A 16,726-nucleotide genomic window follows, 5' to 3' on the forward strand; every position below is an offset into this window, starting at 1 on the left:
AGGATACTGGCCTGATGAAGACGTTCGCGCGATGGCTGCTGGCCGCCGGCATGATGTTCGCCGGTCTGTCCCACCTGTTCTGGGCCCGAAAGGAGTTCCAGGCGCAGGTCCCCGACGTCGTCACCGATGTCCTGCCGATCGACAAGGACGCCGTCGTGGTCGCCTCCGGCGCGGTGGAGATCATGCTCGGAGCCGCTCTGGTCGTGCTGCCGAAGGAGCGCAGGCGTGTCGGCGCCCTTCTCGCCGCGTTCTTCATCGCGATCTTCCCCGGCAACATCGCGCAGGCCGTGGATCGGCGTCCGGCCTTCGGTCTGGACAGCGATGCCGCTCGTCTGACGCGCTTGCTCTTCCAGCCGCTGCTGGTCGCCTGGGCGCTGCTCGCGACCCGAGACTGAGGCGAGCGGGGGCGGATGCCGCGGCATCCACCCCCGCATCTGCGCACCAAGCGCTCAGCGCGGGGCCTGCACCCGCACGGTTCCCGTCTCGGTGACCAGGCGCTCGCGATCCACGCGGTCGAGCTCGTGCAGGGAGCTGCCCTTGGTCTCGCGCATCGAGACCACCGCGATGAGCGTGATCGCGGCGGCGAGCGCCAGATACAGTGCGACGGGGATGTAGCTGCCCGAGGCCGACAGCAGGGCCGTCGCGATGATCGGCGCGAGCGAGCCGGCGACGATGGACGTCACCTGGTAGCCGAGCGAGACGCCGGAATACCGCATGCGGGTCGGGAACATCTCCGACATGATCGCCGGCTGAGGGGCGTACATGAAGGAGTGGATCACCAGGCCCAGGCAGATCGCCAGGATGATGATCGCCGGCTCCTTCGTGTTGAACATCGGGAAGGCGATGAAGCCCCACGCTGCCGCGCCGACCGTGCCGATCGCGTAGACGGGCTTGCGCCCGATGCGGTCGGCGAGGGCACCGACCAGCGGGATGACGATCATGTGGACGATGTGGGCGATCACCAGCATGCCGAGGATCTCGGCCGTGTTCACATCGAGGGCGATCTTCAGGTACGTGATCGAGAAGGTGACCACGAGGTAGTACATGATGTTCTCCGCGAAGCGCAGACCCATCGCGGTGAGCACGCCGCGCGGATAGCGGCGGACGACCTCAAAAACGCCGTAACGGTCGTGCTTCTGCTCCTCCGCCTCTTTCTGCGCTTCGAGGAAGATCGGCGCATCGCTGATCTTGGTGCGGATGTAGTAGCCGATCGCCACGATCACCACCGACAGCCAGAACCCGACCCGCCAGCCCCAGGCGAGGAACGCCTCCGCGGACAGGGTGCGGCTGAGCACGAGCAGCACGACGGTCGCGACGAGGTTGCCGATCGGCACGGCCGCCTGGGGGAATGACGCCCAGAATCCGCGTGTCTTGTCGGGGGAGTGCTCGGCGACCAGCAGGACGCCGCCGCCCCATTCACCGCCGACAGCGAAGCCCTGGGCGAAGCGCAGCAGCACCAGCAGTGCCGGCGCCCAGTAGCCGACCTGCTGGAAGGTCGGCAGGCAGCCCATGAGGAACGTCGCCACACCGACGAGGATGATGGCCAGCTGCAGGAGCTTCTTGCGTCCGTACTTGTCACCGAAGTGGCCGAACACGATGCCGCCCAGCGGGCGGGCGATGAAGCCGACCGCATAGGTGACGAACGCCGCGATGATGCCGGCGTAGGGGTCGTCGGACGGCGGGAACATGATCAGGTTGAACACGAGCGTGGCCGCCGTGGCATAGAGGAAGAACTCGTACCACTCGACGATCGTTCCGGCCATCGAGGCGCTGACGACCCGGCGAAGACCGGACTGCGGGGGTGTGGTGTCTGGCGGGGTGGCTGAAGCCATGCGCTGTTACCTCCTTGTAGAGCGCGGTGCGGCGGGGGATGCCGCGCCGTGGACGCTACCTGAAAAGCGATTCAGGTACAAGGTTGAATGCTGCACAGCGCGTGTGCGCTCGTGCACCGGCCCCCTGTGCGCGGGCTCGCCTACGTGCGTCGCCGCGCGTACCGGTGCTCCGGGCGGCCAGTGGTGCCGTAGCGCAGCCGCACCTCCACGATGCCGCGGGTCGCCAACGCCGCGAGGTGACGCTGCGCGGTGGCGCGAGAGACGCCGGCGCGATCGGCGATCTCCGATGCCGAGGACTCGTCGTCGCCGAGGGCCCCGAGGATCACCTGCTCCGTCGCCGATCGCGATACGGAGGACGTGTCGCTTGCCGCGTGGAGGATGCCGAGGGCCCGATCGATCTCGTCCTGAGACACCGTGCGCTGTTCGTCGAGCACGTTGCGGAAGCGGGCGTAGCGATCGAGGACGTCGACGAGCGTGCGCCGCTCGAACGGCTTGACGAGGTAGCCGAGGGCGCCGGCGCGCAGGGCGCGGCGCACGGTCGCCGCGTCGGTCGCGGCCGAGAGTACGAAGGCGTCGATCGGGCTCTCGCGCACGAAGGCGATCCCGTCGCCGTCCGGCAGATACGCGTCGACGAGCAGAAGGTCAGGGTGCTCGGAGCGGACGGCGGCGGTCGCGTCGGCGAGCGTGCGCGCGGGCTCGAGTGCGCGGTAGGCGGATCTCTCCGCCACGATCTCGCGATGCAGCCCTGCGACGCGGAAGTCGTCGTCGACGACGAGGACGCGCAGAGGTGTCGTCATGAGGTGGGATCCCTTCGGTCGGCGAACACGTCAGGTGCAGGGCCGGATTCGGGGGAGTCCTCGGCGGGGACGTCGCCGAGAACGCCGTGCAGCCGGGCGCCGAACACGGCACCCGTGTGCGGTGCGGTTCCTCCGGCCGCGATGAGCCACACCTCGCCGCCGCGGCGGCGCGCGAGCTCGCGGGACAACGGCAGGCCCACGCCGAGCCCGTGCACCCGGTCGATGTCGGCAGCGTCGCGACGGCCGCGTGAGAAGAGATCGATGTCGGCGGCCACCCCCGCGCCGGAGTCGGCGACGGTGAGGACCAGATCGTGCCCGTCGCCGAAGCACCCGATCTGCACATGGCGCGGCGGGGCGCCCTCGACGGCAGCGCGCACCGCGTTGTCGACGAGGTTGCCGAGCACGGCGGCCACATCCTCCACCTCGATCAGCGGTGCCAGCAGCAGCGAGTCCGGGTCGACGGATACGCGTACGCCGCGCTCGCCTGCCTCGAGGCCATGGGCGCCGATGAGGGCATGCAGGAGGCTGTCGCCGATACGGTCGATGTTCTCGACGGGGTAGTCGACCGGTCCGCGATGCAGCTGCTCGCCCAGGAACTCCCGCGCCTCGCCCGGGCGGTCGGCGTCGAGCATGCCGACGGCGACGTGCAGGCGGTTGGCGAACTCGTGACGCTGAACCCGCAGCGCGCCGGTCATGGCCCGCACCGTGTCGAGTCGCTCGCTGAGCGCGGCGACGTCGGTGCGGTCGCGGATGATCAGCACGATGCCGAGGTCGCGCCCGCCTCGCCGCACCGGCTGCGCATCGGCGTAGAGTACCCGCTCACCCACGACCACACCCTCGCTCGCCGTGCCGTCACGGGCCGCTGCGAGGATCGCGGGGGCGATGCCCAGCTGCTCCAACGTCGCCCCCGTGGGCTCCTCGAGCCCCAGCATCCGCCGCGCTGCTTCATTGCAGAGGCGCACGACGCCGTCGTCGTCGAGGGCCACGACCCCGTCGCCGACCCCGTCGAGGACGGCGGCCTGATTCTGCACGAGAGCGACGAGCTCTTCCGGCTGCAGACCCAACGTGAGCCGTTCCCATCGCCGTCGCAGCATGATCCCGGCGACCGCCGCGAGCAGCACGCCGGCACCGGCGGCCGCGGCGACCCCGCCGAGCAGCGCCGGCAGATCATCGAACACGCTGGCCGGTTCGAACCCCACGCTCACCTCGCCGACCGGGGAGGCGTTCGCCGGGCGGACGCCCTCCGCTCCCGGAGGCCAGATCGGCACCTTCGCGCGTGCCGAGACGCCGAGCGTGCCCTGCTGCCACGTGACGACCTCGTTGCCGGCGAGCACCTCGCGGAAGTCGGTGCTGACCGGCTGGCCGAGCAGGGCGGGATCCGGGTGGGCCAGCCGGATGCCGTGGTCATCGGTGATCACGACGAACAGGGTGCCGGTGCGCGCGGTGACGTCGGCGGCCAGATCCTGCAGCGGAGCGTCCCTCAGGTCCGCGCCGCGGGGTGTTCCGGGATCGGCGCTGATCTCGGCCACCGCCGCGCGCACCTGCGGATCGACGGCGACGGTGCGGGCGATGTTCAGGGCCGACGTCTCGGCCGCGGCCCGCAGCTGCTGGATGCCGAGCAGCACGAAGACGAGGACGCAGGCGGCGACGACGACGGCGACCGTCGCCAGCTGCACGAGCATCACCCGCGTCGCGAACCTCATCTGGTGAGCATAATGCGCTGAACTCGCGTTGCGCGCAGAAGTCCGTGCAATGAGAGATACCGCGCGCGGGCGCGGTGGCATCCCTAGAGTCGCGGAATCCGGTCGACGAGGCGCGTCGGCCGCAGACGAAGGAGTCGAGATGCCCCCTGTTCTCACGTCACTCGCGGCCGCGGCCGACGAGGGCTACGACCTGGCGTTCACGCCGTCGGACGGTGTGCTGGTCGTCCTCGGGTTCACGATGGTGCTGACGTTCATGGCGCTGATCATGACGCGCCGACTGACCCCCATGGTCGCTTTGATCGTGGTGCCGACGATCTTCGGCCTGTTCGCCGGCGCCGGCTTCGGCCTGGGCGACATGATTATGGACGCGATCAAGTCCATGGCGCCGACGGCGGCCCTGCTCATGTTCGCGATCATGTACTTCGGGATCATGATCGACGTCGGTCTGTTCGACCCCCTCATCCGTCTGATCACCCGCGTGCTCGGCGACGATCCCGCCAAGGTGGTGCTGGGCACCGCGCTGCTGGCCGGGGCGGTGTCGCTGGATGGCGACGGATCGACGACGTTCATCATCACGACCTCCGCGATGCTGCCGATCTACCTGCGTCTGGGCATGAGCCCGGTCGTCCTCACCTGTGTCGCGGGACTCATGAACGGAACGCTCAACATCGTGCCGTGGGGCGGTCCCACCGTGCGCGCGGCATCCGCCCTGTCGCTGCAGCCGACGGACATCTTCGTGCCCATGCTCCCCTCGCTCGCGACCGGTCTCGTGATCTCGTTGGCCTTCGCCTGGTTCCTCGGCCTCGGCGAGCGTCGCCGCCTCGCCGGTTCGATCGACACCACCCGCATCGAGTCGACCCGCGGCGACGGGATCTTCGGCGCGCCTCGCCTCTTCCGCGGCGCCGAGCCGAAGCCCGGTGCCGCCGCGACGCTGCGCACCGGCAACATCGTCACCGTCCGGGGTGCGCGCGATGCGGTCGCAGCCACCGCGCTGATGGATGCCGCCGACACGGCCATGGCCGACACCATGCTCGACCCGAACCGGCCCACGCTGCGTCCGCGTCTGATCTGGTTCAACCTCGCGCTGACCGTCGCCGTCATGGTGCTGCTGGTGCTGGACCTGTTCCCGCTGGCGTTCGTGTTCATGGTCGGTGCGGCGATCGCGCTGATCGTCAACTTCCCGAAGCTCAAGAGCCAGGCGGACGAGATCGTCGCGCACGCCCCCTCGATCGTCGGCGTCGTGTCGATGGTCCTCGCCGCCGGTGTGCTGGTCGGCGTGCTCAACGGCACCGGGATGGTGACGGCGATGGCCTCGTGGATCACGGCGGTGATCCCCGCCGAGATGGGACCCTTCCTCGCGGTCATCACGGGCGTGCTGTCGATCCCGTTCACGTTCTTCATGTCCAACGACGCGTTCTACTTCGGCATCCTGCCGGTGCTGGCCGAAAGCGCGTCGCACTTCGGCATCGCGCCCGTGGAGATGGCGCGCGCGTCCATCACCGGGCAGCCCGTGCATCTGCAGAGCCCGCTCGTCCCGGCGATCCTGCTGCTGGTCTCGCTGGCGAACGTCAACCTCGGAGATCACCACAAGAAGGTGCTGTGGCGGGCCGCGCTCGTCTCGCTGGCGATGCTCGCCGTCGGCGTGCTCGTCGGGGTGATCCCGCTCGCCGCCTGAGAGAGGTCACGGCACGACCGACGGCATCAGCTCCCGTCGGCCGTGCCGTCGTCGCCGGAGTGGGGACGCACGCGCACGATGTTCGTCGTCTCGTCGATGTCGGCGACGCCGGGGTAGGCCTTCACGAAGTCGGAGAAGGACCGGTGCCCCAGCGCCTTCTCGCTGAAGGACGGATCCATCCGCTTGAGCAGGTTCTTCACCGCCGACAGGTGCACCCACTCGTCGTCGGTGCGCTCCTGCTCCAGACGCAGCGCACGCCCGAGAAGCTCAGCCGTCGGGTCTTCGGTCTTCTTGCGTCGGCGCGACGAAGAGGGGGCCGAGGTGGCGGCGGCATCCGCCTTCTTCTGGGTCGCAGCCGACGCGGGCAGCACCACTCCGGGCAGCGAGTCGTAGGAGTCGAACTGGTCGCACGCCGCCGCGAGGGACTTGGCCGTCGAACCGGCCACGCCGACACCCACCACGACGCGTCCGAGACGCTTGCAGCGCTGCGCGAGCGGGACGTAGTCGCTGTCTCCGGCGACGATGACGACGTGGGTGAGGTCGGGCAGGCGGAACATGTCCTCGACGGTGTCGACCGCCAGGCGGATGTCGGCGCCGTTCTTCGCGTACGCCGCCGCGGGGAACAGCTGCACGAGGTCGACGGCGCGGGCCACCAGCTGCGAACGGTAGAGCGCATTGACCGGCGACGACCAGTCGGCATAGGCGCGCGTGAGCACGAGGGTTCCGAAGGAGGCCGCGTAGTCGATGATCGCCCCGACATCGATCGTGGCATCCTTCAGACGCTGTGCGATCTCGGGGGCATCGGGGTCGGCGATGATCTTCTGGCGGTCGGCGGCGTAGGAGTTGCGCCCGTGCACGCGGTCGTACCAACTCATGACGATGTTGTCGAAGTCGAGGTAGACGGCGACGCGGTTACCCTGCAGTTCGATCATGTCAGCGCACCTTCGGGTAGGTCACGCCGAGCTGGCCTCGCACGTCGTCGAGCGCGTGCATGATCGCGATCGACTCCGCGAACGGCAGCAGGTCGCTGTCGGTGCGCCCCTCCCGCAGCAACCGCTCGGCGGCGAGGGCCTGGAACTGCATGCCGCGGCCATCCACCTCAGAGCGGTACTCCTCGATCACGGTGCCGTCGGTCGCGGTGACCCGGAAGGAGGTGGGCTCGTACCAGACGCGATCGATGTCGATCCGCGCCTTCGTGCCGACCACGTGGGCCGTGTTCGGGCCGGCGGCCCGCGAGCTGGTTGCGATCGACGAGACCGCGCCGCCCGCGTGGACGGCGGCGATCGCGACCTCGGTGTCGGCTCCGGTGTCGCCGAGGCGGCCCACGGCACGGATCTCGGTCATCGGCCCGAGCACGTCCCACGCGAAGGAGACGGGATAGATGCCGAGATCCAGGAGGGCGCCTCCGCCGAGTTCGAGCGCGATCAATCGATGCGCCGGGTCGGTGGGAAGCGACTGCGTGTGGTCGGCGATGACGGCGCGCACCTCGCCCAGCGTGCCGTCGGCGATGAGCTCACGGATGCGGACCATGTGCGGCAGATACCGCGTCCACATCGCCTCCATCGCCAGCAGTCCGCGCCCGGCGGCGATGTCACGGATCGCGATGGCCTCATCGGCATCCAGCGTCACGGCCTTCTCGATGAGAACGTGCTTGCCGGCCTCGAGCGCGAGGATCGCGTGCTCTCGGTGGTGGCTGTGCGGCGAGGCGACATAGACGATGTCGACGTCGGGGTCGGCGACGAGCTCCTCGTACGACCCGTGCGCGTGGGGGATGTCATGGTCGGCGGCGAACGCGCGCGCCGACTCCGGACGGCGCGATCCGACCGCGGTGACGGTGAGACCCGCCGTCCGCAGGTCCTTTGTGAACGCATGGGCGATGCCGCCCGTGGCGAGGATTCCCCAGCGGATGGGCGCGGTCGGCACAGTCGTGCCGGGGGCGTTGTCGGTCATGCGACGAGCCTAGCCGCGCGCGCGTAGGCTCAAGCCGTGAGTGCCGACACCGCGGCGTCGATCGCCCGATTCCGTGAGCTGCTGCAGATTCCGACCGTCTCGCACGCCGATGAGCGCCTCGTGGATGCGGATGCGTTCACGCGCTTCATCGACACGTTGGCGCGCTTGTATCCGACAGCGCACGCCGCTCTCGAGCGTGAGGTCGTCGATGGCCACTCCCTGCTGTTCCACTGGGCCGGCAGCGGCGGCACGGCGGATCCGCTCGTGCTGATGGCCCACATCGACGTCGTCCCCGTCGTGGAGGAGGAATGGGAGCACCCGCCGTTCGGCGCCGAGGTCGTCGGCGAAGGGAAGGATGCCGAGATCCACGCGCGCGGCACCATCGACGACAAGGGCGCCCTCGTGGCGATCATGGAGGCGGTGGAGGAACTGGCCGCGGAGGGCTACGCGCCCACCCACGACGTCTATCTCTCCTTCGGCCACAACGAGGAGGCGGCGGGCGGAGGCGCGCGCGCGATCGTGGCGCTGCTGCGGGAGCGCGGGGTCACACCCGCTCTCGTCCTCGATGAGGGCGGCGCCGTCGTCGAGGGCGCCGTCCCGGGCGTCGCGGTGCCGACCGCGATGGTCGGGGTCGCCGAGCGCGGCGTGCTGACACTGCGGCTGACCGCGCGCGAGAGCGGAGGGCACGCGTCCACGCCGCCCGCCTTCCCCGCGACGGCGCGGCTCGCCCGTGCGATCGATCGGGTGCGGCGGCATCCGTTCCCCGCTCGCATCGCCCCGCCCGTGCGCGCTCTGTTCGCGACGCTCGCCCCGCACGCCGCACAGCCGCTGCGCACCGTCTTCGCGAATCTCGGAGCGCTCGCCCCGCTGGCCGCGCGGGTGTTCGCGGGCTTCGGGCCCGAACTGAACGCGATGGTGCGGACGACCGCCGTCGCGACCGAGCTGTCGGGCGCCCCGGGCGAGAACGTGCTCGCGACCACGGCGCGTGCCTCGATCAACATCCGCCTGCTGACCGGCGACACCGCCGCCTCGGCGACGGCGCGGATCCGCCGCATCGTGGCCGACCCCGCCGTCGAGATCGAGGTGCGCCACGGGTCCGACCCCTCGCCGGTCTCGTCCTGGCGCGGCGAGCCGTGGCGGCGCATCGCGACCGCCGTCCACGACGCCCTCGGCACCGACATCGTGACGACGCCGTACATCCAGCTCGGGGCGAGCGACAGCCGCTGGTTCACGGCGATCAGCGCGCACGTCTACCGCTTCACGCCCTTCCACCTGACGCGCGGTGAGCGCGACGCGCTGCACGCGCACAACGAGCGCATCCGCGTCGAGTCGTGGCTGAACGGCATCCGTTTCTACCGCGCGCTGCTCACCGCCAGCTGAGCCGCGCGCGCATCGCCGCAGATCTTCACGTACTCCGCATCGGATCGGGTGAAACGGTGCGGAGTTCGTGCGATCCTGCGGAGTTGGTGGGTGGGTGGCTGGGTGGGTGCGCCCGCGGAAGCGGCGGCTGCCGCCTCAGGCGGAGAGCGCCTTCGTGATGCGGGGGAGCGAGACCGGCTCGGCGGTGCCGAGCGCCTGGGCGAACAGGCTCACGCGGTACTCCTCGAGCAGCCAGCGTGCGTGCGCGATCGCCGGCGGCGCCTCGGCGGCAAGGGGGAGCGCACCGCCGGCCTCCGCGTAGAGTGCCGCCGCGCGTTCGAACTCGGTCAGACGCTGGCGATCCCGGCCCGGATTGTCGGCGAGCGCACGCACCCGCTCCAGGGCGCCCTGCAGGTAGCGGGGAAGATGACGCAGTCGATCGAGGCCGGTGCGCGCGATGAATCCGGGGTAGATGAGCCCGCTGAGCTGTGCTTTCACGTCGCCGAGTGCAGCCAGCAGCGTCATGGCGTTCTGCGACTTCACGGCACGCTCGACGTCGCGCTGCAGCGTCAGGATGCGTGCCGTCAGAGAGACCGCCTGGAACAGCTCGTCGACCACGGCCGACGACAGGGCGTTGCGCACGGCGGCGAACTGCTCGGGCGTGCGGACACCGCCCGGGGCGACGCGCGCCATCACCGCGTCCGCGACGGCGACGCGCGCATCCTCGATGAGCGCTTTCGCGGACGGGTAGGGTGACGCTGCGAGCGAGAGCTTCTCGGGAGCGGTCAGATGCTCGAGCACGTACGCGCTCGGCGAGGGTACGGCGAGCAGCAGCAGGCGACGGACACCGGCGTGCGAGAGGCGTGCGGCACGCTCGGGAGTGGACTCGATGCGCAGGGCGACGGCATCCTTCTGGTCCACCAGCGCGGGATAGCCGCGCACGACGCCGCCGGCGACCTTCGTGTCGACGACCTCGGGCAGCGTGCCGAGATCCCACGTCAGAATGCCGTCGCGCTCGACGATCTGCGGTGACCCCGGGGCGGATGCCGTCGCCGACGCGTCGCGGGAAGACATCCCCGAGGCCGACACACCTGAGGCTCGGGCGACGCGCCCGGCGGGCTGCTGCTCACGCGTGAGGGTGCGGGCGACCTGTTCGCGGGCGCGGCCGGCGAGTCGGCGCTGCAACTCGGCGAGGTCGCGGGAGGTGCCGACCGTGCGCCCGCGGTGATCGACGGCCCGGAACGTCATCAGAAGGTGTGCGGGCACCCGCTCGAGGTCGAACTCGTCGGCGGTCACGGGCTGGTTCGCCACGCGCTGGATGCGGGCGGCGAGAGCGCTGCGCAGCGACTGGGGCGGCAGGCCGTCGTGGTGCTCGGGCCCGGCCGACGCCAGGTCGTCGCCGAGCTTCGCAGCCCAGTCGGCGGCGGGCACCACGTGCCTGCGGATCGCCTTCGGCAGCGCTTTCAACAGTGCCGTCATCAGCTCCGACCGCAGTCCCGGCACCTGCCAGTCGAAACCGTCGGGGCGAAGCGCCGCCAGCAGCGGGAGCGGCACGACCACGCTGACGCCGTCCTCGGGGCTACCCGGTTCGAACCGGTACGCGAGCGAGAGCACCTGGTCGCCCTGCTGCCAGCGTCCCGGGAACGCGCGTTCGTCCGAGCGTGACGCGTCGCCCTGCAGGTCCGCCTCGGTCATGTCGAGCAGCCGCGGCGTGCGGCCGGAGGCGTCACGCCACCAGGTCTCGAACGAGCGCGCGTCGAACACGTCGTGCGGCAGGCGTGAGTCGTAGAACGCGAACACGGCCTCGTCGCCCACGAGGATGTCGCGGCGGCGCTCCCGCTCCTCCACCTTCTCCAGACGGCGGCGCAGGTCGAGGTTCCGCCGCTCGAACGCGGTGAGGCGCTTGTCGAGGTGCTGGCTGTTCCAGTCGCCGTCCACGAGCGCGTGCCGCACGAACAGCTCCCGCGCGAGTGGGCGGTCGATGCGGGCCAGCTGCACGCGGCGGCGCGGGATGATCTCGACGCCGAACAGGGTGACCTTCTCCGCGGCCACGGCGGCCCCGGCATCCTTCGACCAGTGCGGATCGCTCAGCTGGCGGTGCGCGAGATCTCCGGCGAGCTCCTCCGCCCAGGCCGGATCGATCGCCGCGACCGTGCGGGCGAACAGGCGCGACGTCTCGACGAGTTCGGCCGCCATGACCGCGTCGGGGGTCGCCTTGCGCAGCCCCGAACCGGGGAAGATCGCGAACGATGCCCCACGCGCCCCGCGGAAGGTCGCGATCGGCTTGCGCTTGTCGCCCCCGGTGCTCTTGGCGACACCGACGGAGCGGGTGTCGAGGATGCCGATGTGCGAGAGCAGACCGGCCAGGATCGCCCGGTGCACGCGCGCGGGGTCGGCGGCGGCGCCGTCGGAGGTCGAGCCCGTCTTCACACCCATGAGCTGGCGCAGCTGTCGGTGGACGTCGGCCCACTCGCGCACGCGGACGTAGTTGAGGAACTCACTGCGGCACAGGCGTCGGAAGGCGCTGGAGCCGAGGTCGCGCTGCTGCTCCTGCAGGTGGTTCCAGAGGTTGAGAAGGGTGAGGAAGTCGCTCGTCGGATCGGTGAAGCGTGCGTGCAGCCGGTCCGCCTGCTCGCGGGCTCCGGGGTCCTCGGCCGACGGTCGCTCGCGGACGTCCTGGATGGAGAGTCCGGCAACGATCGCGAGCACGTCGGGCAGCACCTCGAGGCGGCGCGCCTCGATGAGCATGCGCGCGAACCGGGGGTCGATCGGCAGGCGGGCGATCTCCCGTCCGAGGGAGGTGAGCCGGCGCGACGGCGAGACGGCGCGCAGTTCGCTGAGCAGGTCGAACGCCGCCTTCACGCCGCGGCTGTCGGGCTTCGTCAGGAACGGGAAGTCCTCGATGTCGCCGAAGCCGAGGGCGAGCATCTGCAGGATCACCGACGCCAGCGAGGTGCGGAGGATCTCGGGCTCGGTGTACTCGGGCCGTGAGAGGAAGTCGTCCTCGCTGTAGAGGCGGATCGCGATGCCGTTCGAGGTGCGTCCGGCGCGGCCGGAACGCTGCTGCGCCGACGCCTGCGAGACGGCCTCGATCGGCAGTCGCTGGATCTTCGACCGCGCGCTGTAGCGCGAGATGCGCGCCGTGCCCGCATCGATGACGTAGCGGATGCCGGGAACGGTGAGGCTCGTCTCGGCGACGTTCGTCGCCAGGATCACGCGGCGACGCACGCCGGCGAGCGTGGAGCGCTCGAACACGCGGTGCTGCTCGGCGGCGGAGAGCCGACCGTACAGGGGGAGGACCTCGGTGGGACGGGCGTCCTTCGCGTACATGCCGCGGATGGCATCCATCGCGTCGCGGATTTCGGCCTCACCGGGAAGGAAGACGAGCACGTCGCCGTCGGCCTCGCGGTCGAGTTCGCGCAGCGCCGCCATCAGCGCGTCGACGTCGTCACCGTCGGTGGGCGTTTCGACTCGGCCCTTCGGGTCTCGCGCGGCGGTCGGGGTGTCCTTCGGGTCTCGCGCGGAGGTCGGGGTGTCGGGGACGTGCGGGCGGTAGCGGATCTCGACCGGGTAGGTGCGCCCGGAGACCTCGACGATCGGGGCGGGTGTACCCGCGGAATCCGCGAAGTGCTTCGCGAAGCTCTCCGGATCGATCGTCGCCGACGTGATGATGAGCTTCAGGTCGGGGCGCTCGGGCAGGACGCGCGCGAGGTAGCCGAGCAGGAAGTCGATGTTCAGCGAGCGCTCGTGGGCCTCATCGATGATGATCGTGTCGTAGCGACGCAGCAGGCGGTCGCGGTGGATCTCATTGAGGAGGATGCCGTCGGTGACGAGCGCGATCTGGGTGTCCTCCGACACCTGATCGGTGAAACGCACCTTGTAGCCGACGGCGCCGCCGAGCGGCACGTGCAGCTCCTCGGCGATGCGCTCGGCGATCGTGCGTGCCGCGATGCGGCGCGGCTGGGTGTGCGCGATCTTCGTGCGCCCGAGCTCCAAGCAGATCTTCGGCAGCTGCGTCGTCTTGCCCGATCCGGTCGCACCAGCCACGATCACGACCTGATGGCCCGCGATGGCGCGCACGATCTCCTCGCGTGCCGCGCTGACAGGCAGCTCCGGCGGATAGGAGATCACGGGGACGACGGGAGGCATAGCCCTCCATCGTATTGCGTGCGCGTCAGCGCGCGGCGGCGCCCGCGGCGTCGACGGCGGTCTCGGGCGCCGAGCGGAACCCCGACACCTCGACGATGGCATCGAAGTAGGCGAGGAGGGCGTTCGGGATGTCTCCGAGCGGGGTGGAGAGCACGACAAGGCTCAGCTTCTTGGAATCCGGCACGGGGTACCAGTAGTGCGCGACCAGTCGCCGTCTCGTGAACGTCGCACCGTCCTCGACCTCGACGGACTCGTCCACGCGATGCGTGCGGACCACCTCGCCATCCGTGAACGGACGACGAACGGCGGTGCCGGCCATCTCGGGCGCGATGGTCGGCAGAGCCTCTTCGAGCACCGACAGCACGCGCTGCGGGTTCGTCCCGATGGACGGGCTCATGTGGAACCGATCGTCATCGAACAGCGTCAGCATCGCCGACATCGGCTCGTTCGGAGACAGTTCGGTCTGGAGCAGGAGGAGCCGACCCTGGGCGTCACGGGCGGCGCGCGCCGCATCGACGAGGTCGTCGCGCATCCGGCGACGCGGTGTCGCGTTCTGGTCGGCGGTGCCGAGCGTGCCGCGTGCGATATCGGTGGCCGAGGCCCGCGCGTTCTCGTCGCTGTCCAGCGCCACCGGCCACCAGGTGCCGATGAGGCGGAACACGAGCTCCGGGGCGGCGTCCGGGCTCACAGCTTCTCGAGGTCTACGCGGGCGAGGGTGACGCCGCCGTCGTACAGCGCCGTCACGTCGCTCGGGAGCCCCGCGACCGCCGTGGAGAGGTCGACGATCTTCTCCTCGTCGGCGGCATCGCGCGCGATCACGGTCACGGTCTCGATGCTCGCCGACGTGGTGTCGCGGATCGCGACGAAGATCGCCACGAGGCGGTCGGTCGTGACCGGCTCATCGGCGGCGACCAGCACGCTCACCGACAGGGTCTTCGCCATGCCGGAGGTGCTCACGGTACCCAGCGGGTCCTCCACCCCCGGGTCGGCCGCCGAGATGGCGGAGTAGACGCTCTGCAGATCCACGTCGGTTCCTTCCTGTGATGCGCTGGACGCGGCGGGCCCGCCGCCTCCGGTGCACGCGGTGAGTGCGGTCACGGCCAACACCGCAGCGGCGGCCGCGATGACGAGTCGAGACGATCCGAGCATCATTTCTCCTGCCAGGAGTAGTAGGTCGTGTCATAACCGTACGTGTCGTCGTCGCCGATGAAGTACGCGTTGAGGTCGTCCTGCGTGGCGGGCGGCACCCGATCGATCTGGCTCTGCAGCGTCGAGTTGTAGGCGGCGGCGTTGTGGATGCCGCCGACTCCCTGAAACGCCAGGGGAGACGGGCTGTTGATGGTGGTCCAGTTCGGCCGCTGCTGCGCATATCCGCCGCGGCCGAGGGAGATCACCGAGTCGAGTCGCGGCACCAGGTCGCCGTCGTGCTGCACCGAGACGACGGTCGTCGAGGACGGGATGGGCATGCTGTCGATCGGCGCGCCGGCGACCACGACCGCATCCCAGTTGTAGTCGGAGTTGTAGGCCGCGAGGTGGCCCGCCATGATCCCGCCTTGGCTGAAGCCGACGAGCATCACCGGATCGTCCGGTCCGACACCTGCCTGCTGCATCGCCTCCAGCACCGCGCGCTCGTACTGCGAGCGCAGGGAGGGCGTGAGCATGAGGGCGAGGTTGCTGTCGAGGTCGTTGACCGCGCCCTGGTCGCCGTTTAACCGCGAGAGCCACTCCTGAGTGCTCGGCAGTGCGACACGCCACCGTACGACGCCGTCGGCGTCGACCACCCTGGTGACCTTGATGACGGTCTTGTCGGCGCTGTCGGCGGTGTAGTGGCCGAGGGAGTCGACGTAGCCGGCATCCTTGATGGCGTGGGCGAGATCGGTGGGCTCGCCCCGCGCGTCGCGCTTCTCCCGCCGGGTGCGGTCGTACTCGCTCACCTGGGGGGTGGGCTTGAGCACGTCCGACAGGATGCTCGCGAGCAGGAACCCCGCCAGGAGGCCGACCACCAGCGCAGCGATCAGCGGGCCGATCACGGGGATGAGCGACAGCAGCGCGTACACGAGGGCGAGGATCAGGACCGTGCCCACCAGGGCGAGCACGGTCGAGACGAGCCGCTGGAGCTCGTCCCACAGATCCTGAAGGAAGTCGCCGACCCACGTCGCCAGGTCGGCGAAGAACGAGCCGAGGCCCTCGAAGAAGTTGCCGACGCGATCGAGCCAGCTCTCGTTGGTGGCGTCGATCGCACTGTCGATGAGCGACATTGCACGCTGGGCCGCGGCCTCCATGTCGCGGCGCGCCTGCTCGTGAGCCTCGCGTGCCGCCGACGCGGCGTCGTCGTAGCGGCGGGCGGCAGCACGCGCCTCGGCGAGCTGACGCTCGGCCGCTTCGATGTTTCCGGCGGGGGCCGTCGACTGCTCGAGGATGCGGAGCTGACGGTCGTACGCGGACACCTGCGTGTCGGCGCTGCCGGCGTGTCGCTCGGCGTAGGCCTCGCTCGCGTCGGCGTCGTCGGCCTTGCGGTGGGCCTCACGCAGGGCGGCCGCGTACTCCACGAGCGCGTTCGCCGTGCCCGCGTAGCGTCCATACGCGGCGCTGAGATCGCCGGCCACCTGTCCGCTGCGCTCGCGGATCGCATCGAGCGAGCGGGCCGTGCTGGCGTACGCGAGCGCACGCAGGTCGTCGGCGGCGCGTTCGATACGGCTCGCCGACGAGACGTACGTCGATGCCCGCTCGGCGAGGGCCTCGGGCTTTCCGGGGAGCGCCATCAGTTGTCTCCCGTCGCCGGCGGGGTCGGGGCGGGCCCGGGCGATGGGCTCGGACTGGGACTCGGGGTCGGAGCGGATACCGGCGGCACCGTGCTCTTGTCGATCTCGGAGTCAAGGTCGTTCGCGGCGGCGCGATCGCCCTTCGCCGCCTGCCTCAGCGAGGAGGCGAGGTCGGTGTCGAGGTCCTCGAACGTGTCGACGACGGCGCGGAGGTAGTCCGCGATGAAGGTCAGGTTGTCCTCCAGCTTTCCGCGGGCGATGTCCCACTTGTCGGCGAAGTCGCGCACTTTACCGGCCAAGCCGTCGTGCCCCGTGTAGCCGGCCGTCTCGTCGGCGATGCGCTCGGATGCCGAGAAGTCGCCCGCGATCCGCTCGGCGCCCGACGCGCTCGCCAGCACCTCACCGACATCGATCTTCAGGTCGCTCAAGTGTCCGCCTCCCTGCCTGACAACCTAAGCGAACCCTCCGACGGCGCGCGATGGGCAGAACAACCCATGCC

Annotated in this window: 13 protein-coding genes; 3 read left to right on the forward strand and 10 right to left on the reverse strand. The window is 70.3% G+C overall.

Going from position 1 to position 16,726, the window contains the following annotated elements; all coding sequences use genetic code 11:
• Positions 1–14: 14 nt before the first annotated feature.
• Positions 15–395 carry a DoxX family protein gene (locus tag HMPREF1529_RS09185; protein ID WP_005052331.1) on the forward strand — a complete coding sequence of 127 codons (381 nt, stop codon included), beginning with the start codon at positions 15–17 and terminating at the stop codon, positions 393–395.
• 54 nt (positions 396–449) lie between these two features.
• Here HMPREF1529_RS09185 and HMPREF1529_RS09190 read toward each other — a convergent pair whose 3' ends face one another.
• From HMPREF1529_RS09190 to HMPREF1529_RS09200, 3 genes are all read right to left on the reverse strand, one after another.
• Complete coding sequence (locus tag HMPREF1529_RS09190; protein WP_016464605.1) at positions 450–1,832, reverse strand: MFS transporter; 1,383 nt, start codon at positions 1,830–1,832, stop codon at positions 450–452.
• 140 nt (positions 1,833–1,972) lie between these two features.
• Positions 1,973–2,629 carry a response regulator gene (locus HMPREF1529_RS09195; RefSeq protein WP_016464606.1) on the reverse strand — a complete coding sequence of 219 codons (657 nt, stop codon included), beginning with the start codon at positions 2,627–2,629 and terminating at the stop codon, positions 1,973–1,975.
• Positions 2,626–4,311: a sensor histidine kinase gene (locus tag HMPREF1529_RS09200; RefSeq protein ID WP_016464607.1), complete on the reverse strand. Its 1,686-nt coding sequence runs from the start codon at positions 4,309–4,311 to the stop codon at positions 2,626–2,628. The genes HMPREF1529_RS09195 and HMPREF1529_RS09200 overlap by 4 nt, the downstream gene beginning before the upstream one ends.
• A gap of 160 nt (positions 4,312–4,471) precedes the next feature.
• Here HMPREF1529_RS09200 and HMPREF1529_RS09205 point away from each other — a divergent pair, with 160 nt between their 5' ends.
• Entirely contained in the window at positions 4,472–6,007 is a 1,536-nt protein-coding gene (locus tag HMPREF1529_RS09205) for a CitMHS family transporter (RefSeq protein WP_016464608.1), read from the forward strand.
• 26 nt (positions 6,008–6,033) lie between these two features.
• On the opposite strand, the gene HMPREF1529_RS09210 is transcribed toward HMPREF1529_RS09205, so the two are convergent.
• Together HMPREF1529_RS09210 and HMPREF1529_RS09215 are read right to left on the reverse strand one after the other, a co-directional pair.
• Positions 6,034–6,939 carry an NYN domain-containing protein gene (locus HMPREF1529_RS09210; protein WP_016464609.1) on the reverse strand — a complete coding sequence of 302 codons (906 nt, stop codon included), beginning with the start codon at positions 6,937–6,939 and terminating at the stop codon, positions 6,034–6,036.
• Between the two features lies 1 nt (position 6,940).
• The gene (locus HMPREF1529_RS09215; RefSeq protein ID WP_016464610.1) at positions 6,941–7,957 is read right to left on the reverse strand and encodes a Gfo/Idh/MocA family protein; all 1,017 of its coding nucleotides are present in this window, start codon (positions 7,955–7,957) and stop codon (positions 6,941–6,943) included.
• Positions 7,958–7,993: 36 nt separating this feature from the next.
• On the opposite strand from HMPREF1529_RS09215, the gene HMPREF1529_RS09220 reads away from it, so the two are divergent.
• Positions 7,994–9,337, forward strand: coding sequence for a M20/M25/M40 family metallo-hydrolase (locus tag HMPREF1529_RS09220; RefSeq protein WP_016464611.1), 1,344 nt, complete (start codon positions 7,994–7,996; stop codon positions 9,335–9,337).
• A 135-nt stretch (positions 9,338–9,472) separates the two neighbouring features.
• Here HMPREF1529_RS09220 and hrpA read toward each other — a convergent pair whose 3' ends face one another.
• The 5 genes from hrpA to HMPREF1529_RS09245 all read right to left on the reverse strand — a co-directional run bounded on the left by hrpA (position 9,473) and on the right by HMPREF1529_RS09245 (position 16,655).
• Entirely contained in the window at positions 9,473–13,465 is a 3,993-nt protein-coding gene (gene hrpA, locus HMPREF1529_RS09225) for an ATP-dependent RNA helicase HrpA (protein WP_016464612.1), read from the reverse strand.
• Between the two features lie 25 nt (positions 13,466–13,490).
• Positions 13,491–14,153: a hypothetical protein gene (locus HMPREF1529_RS09230; RefSeq protein WP_016464613.1), complete on the reverse strand. Its 663-nt coding sequence runs from the start codon at positions 14,151–14,153 to the stop codon at positions 13,491–13,493.
• Positions 14,150–14,491 carry a hypothetical protein gene (locus tag HMPREF1529_RS09235; protein ID WP_231477220.1) on the reverse strand — a complete coding sequence of 114 codons (342 nt, stop codon included), beginning with the start codon at positions 14,489–14,491 and terminating at the stop codon, positions 14,150–14,152. The genes HMPREF1529_RS09230 and HMPREF1529_RS09235 overlap by 4 nt, the downstream gene beginning before the upstream one ends.
• Positions 14,492–14,613: 122 nt before the next feature.
• A complete protein-coding gene (locus HMPREF1529_RS09240) occupies positions 14,614–16,227 on the reverse strand; it encodes an EI24 domain-containing protein (RefSeq protein WP_016464614.1) in 1,614 nt (537 codons plus the stop codon).
• The gene (locus HMPREF1529_RS09245) at positions 16,227–16,655 is read right to left on the reverse strand and encodes a hypothetical protein (RefSeq protein WP_016464615.1); all 429 of its coding nucleotides are present in this window, start codon (positions 16,653–16,655) and stop codon (positions 16,227–16,229) included. The genes HMPREF1529_RS09240 and HMPREF1529_RS09245 overlap by 1 nt, the downstream gene beginning before the upstream one ends.
• Positions 16,656–16,726 lie beyond the last annotated feature (71 nt).

Source organism: Microbacterium sp. oral taxon 186 str. F0373, assembly GCF_000411455.1.
Taxonomy (GTDB): domain Bacteria; phylum Actinomycetota; class Actinomycetes; order Actinomycetales; family Microbacteriaceae; genus Microbacterium.

Coding starts and splice junctions, on each gene's coding strand:
- HMPREF1529_RS09185 (WP_005052331.1), top strand. CDS start 15: ATGAAGACGTTCGCGCGATGGCTGCTGGCCGCCGGCATGATGTTCGCC.
- HMPREF1529_RS09190 (WP_016464605.1), bottom strand. CDS start 1,832: ATGGCTTCAGCCACCCCGCCAGACACCACACCCCCGCAGTCCGGTCTT.
- HMPREF1529_RS09195 (WP_016464606.1), bottom strand. CDS start 2,629: ATGACGACACCTCTGCGCGTCCTCGTCGTCGACGACGACTTCCGCGTC.
- HMPREF1529_RS09200 (WP_016464607.1), bottom strand. CDS start 4,311: ATGCTCGTGCAGCTGGCGACGGTCGCCGTCGTCGTCGCCGCCTGCGTC.
- HMPREF1529_RS09205 (WP_016464608.1), top strand. CDS start 4,472: ATGCCCCCTGTTCTCACGTCACTCGCGGCCGCGGCCGACGAGGGCTAC.
- HMPREF1529_RS09210 (WP_016464609.1), bottom strand. CDS start 6,939: ATGATCGAACTGCAGGGTAACCGCGTCGCCGTCTACCTCGACTTCGAC.
- HMPREF1529_RS09215 (WP_016464610.1), bottom strand. CDS start 7,957: ATGACCGACAACGCCCCCGGCACGACTGTGCCGACCGCGCCCATCCGC.
- hrpA (WP_016464612.1), bottom strand. CDS start 13,465: ATGCCTCCCGTCGTCCCCGTGATCTCCTATCCGCCGGAGCTGCCTGTC.
- HMPREF1529_RS09240 (WP_016464614.1), bottom strand. CDS start 16,227: ATGGCGCTCCCCGGAAAGCCCGAGGCCCTCGCCGAGCGGGCATCGACG.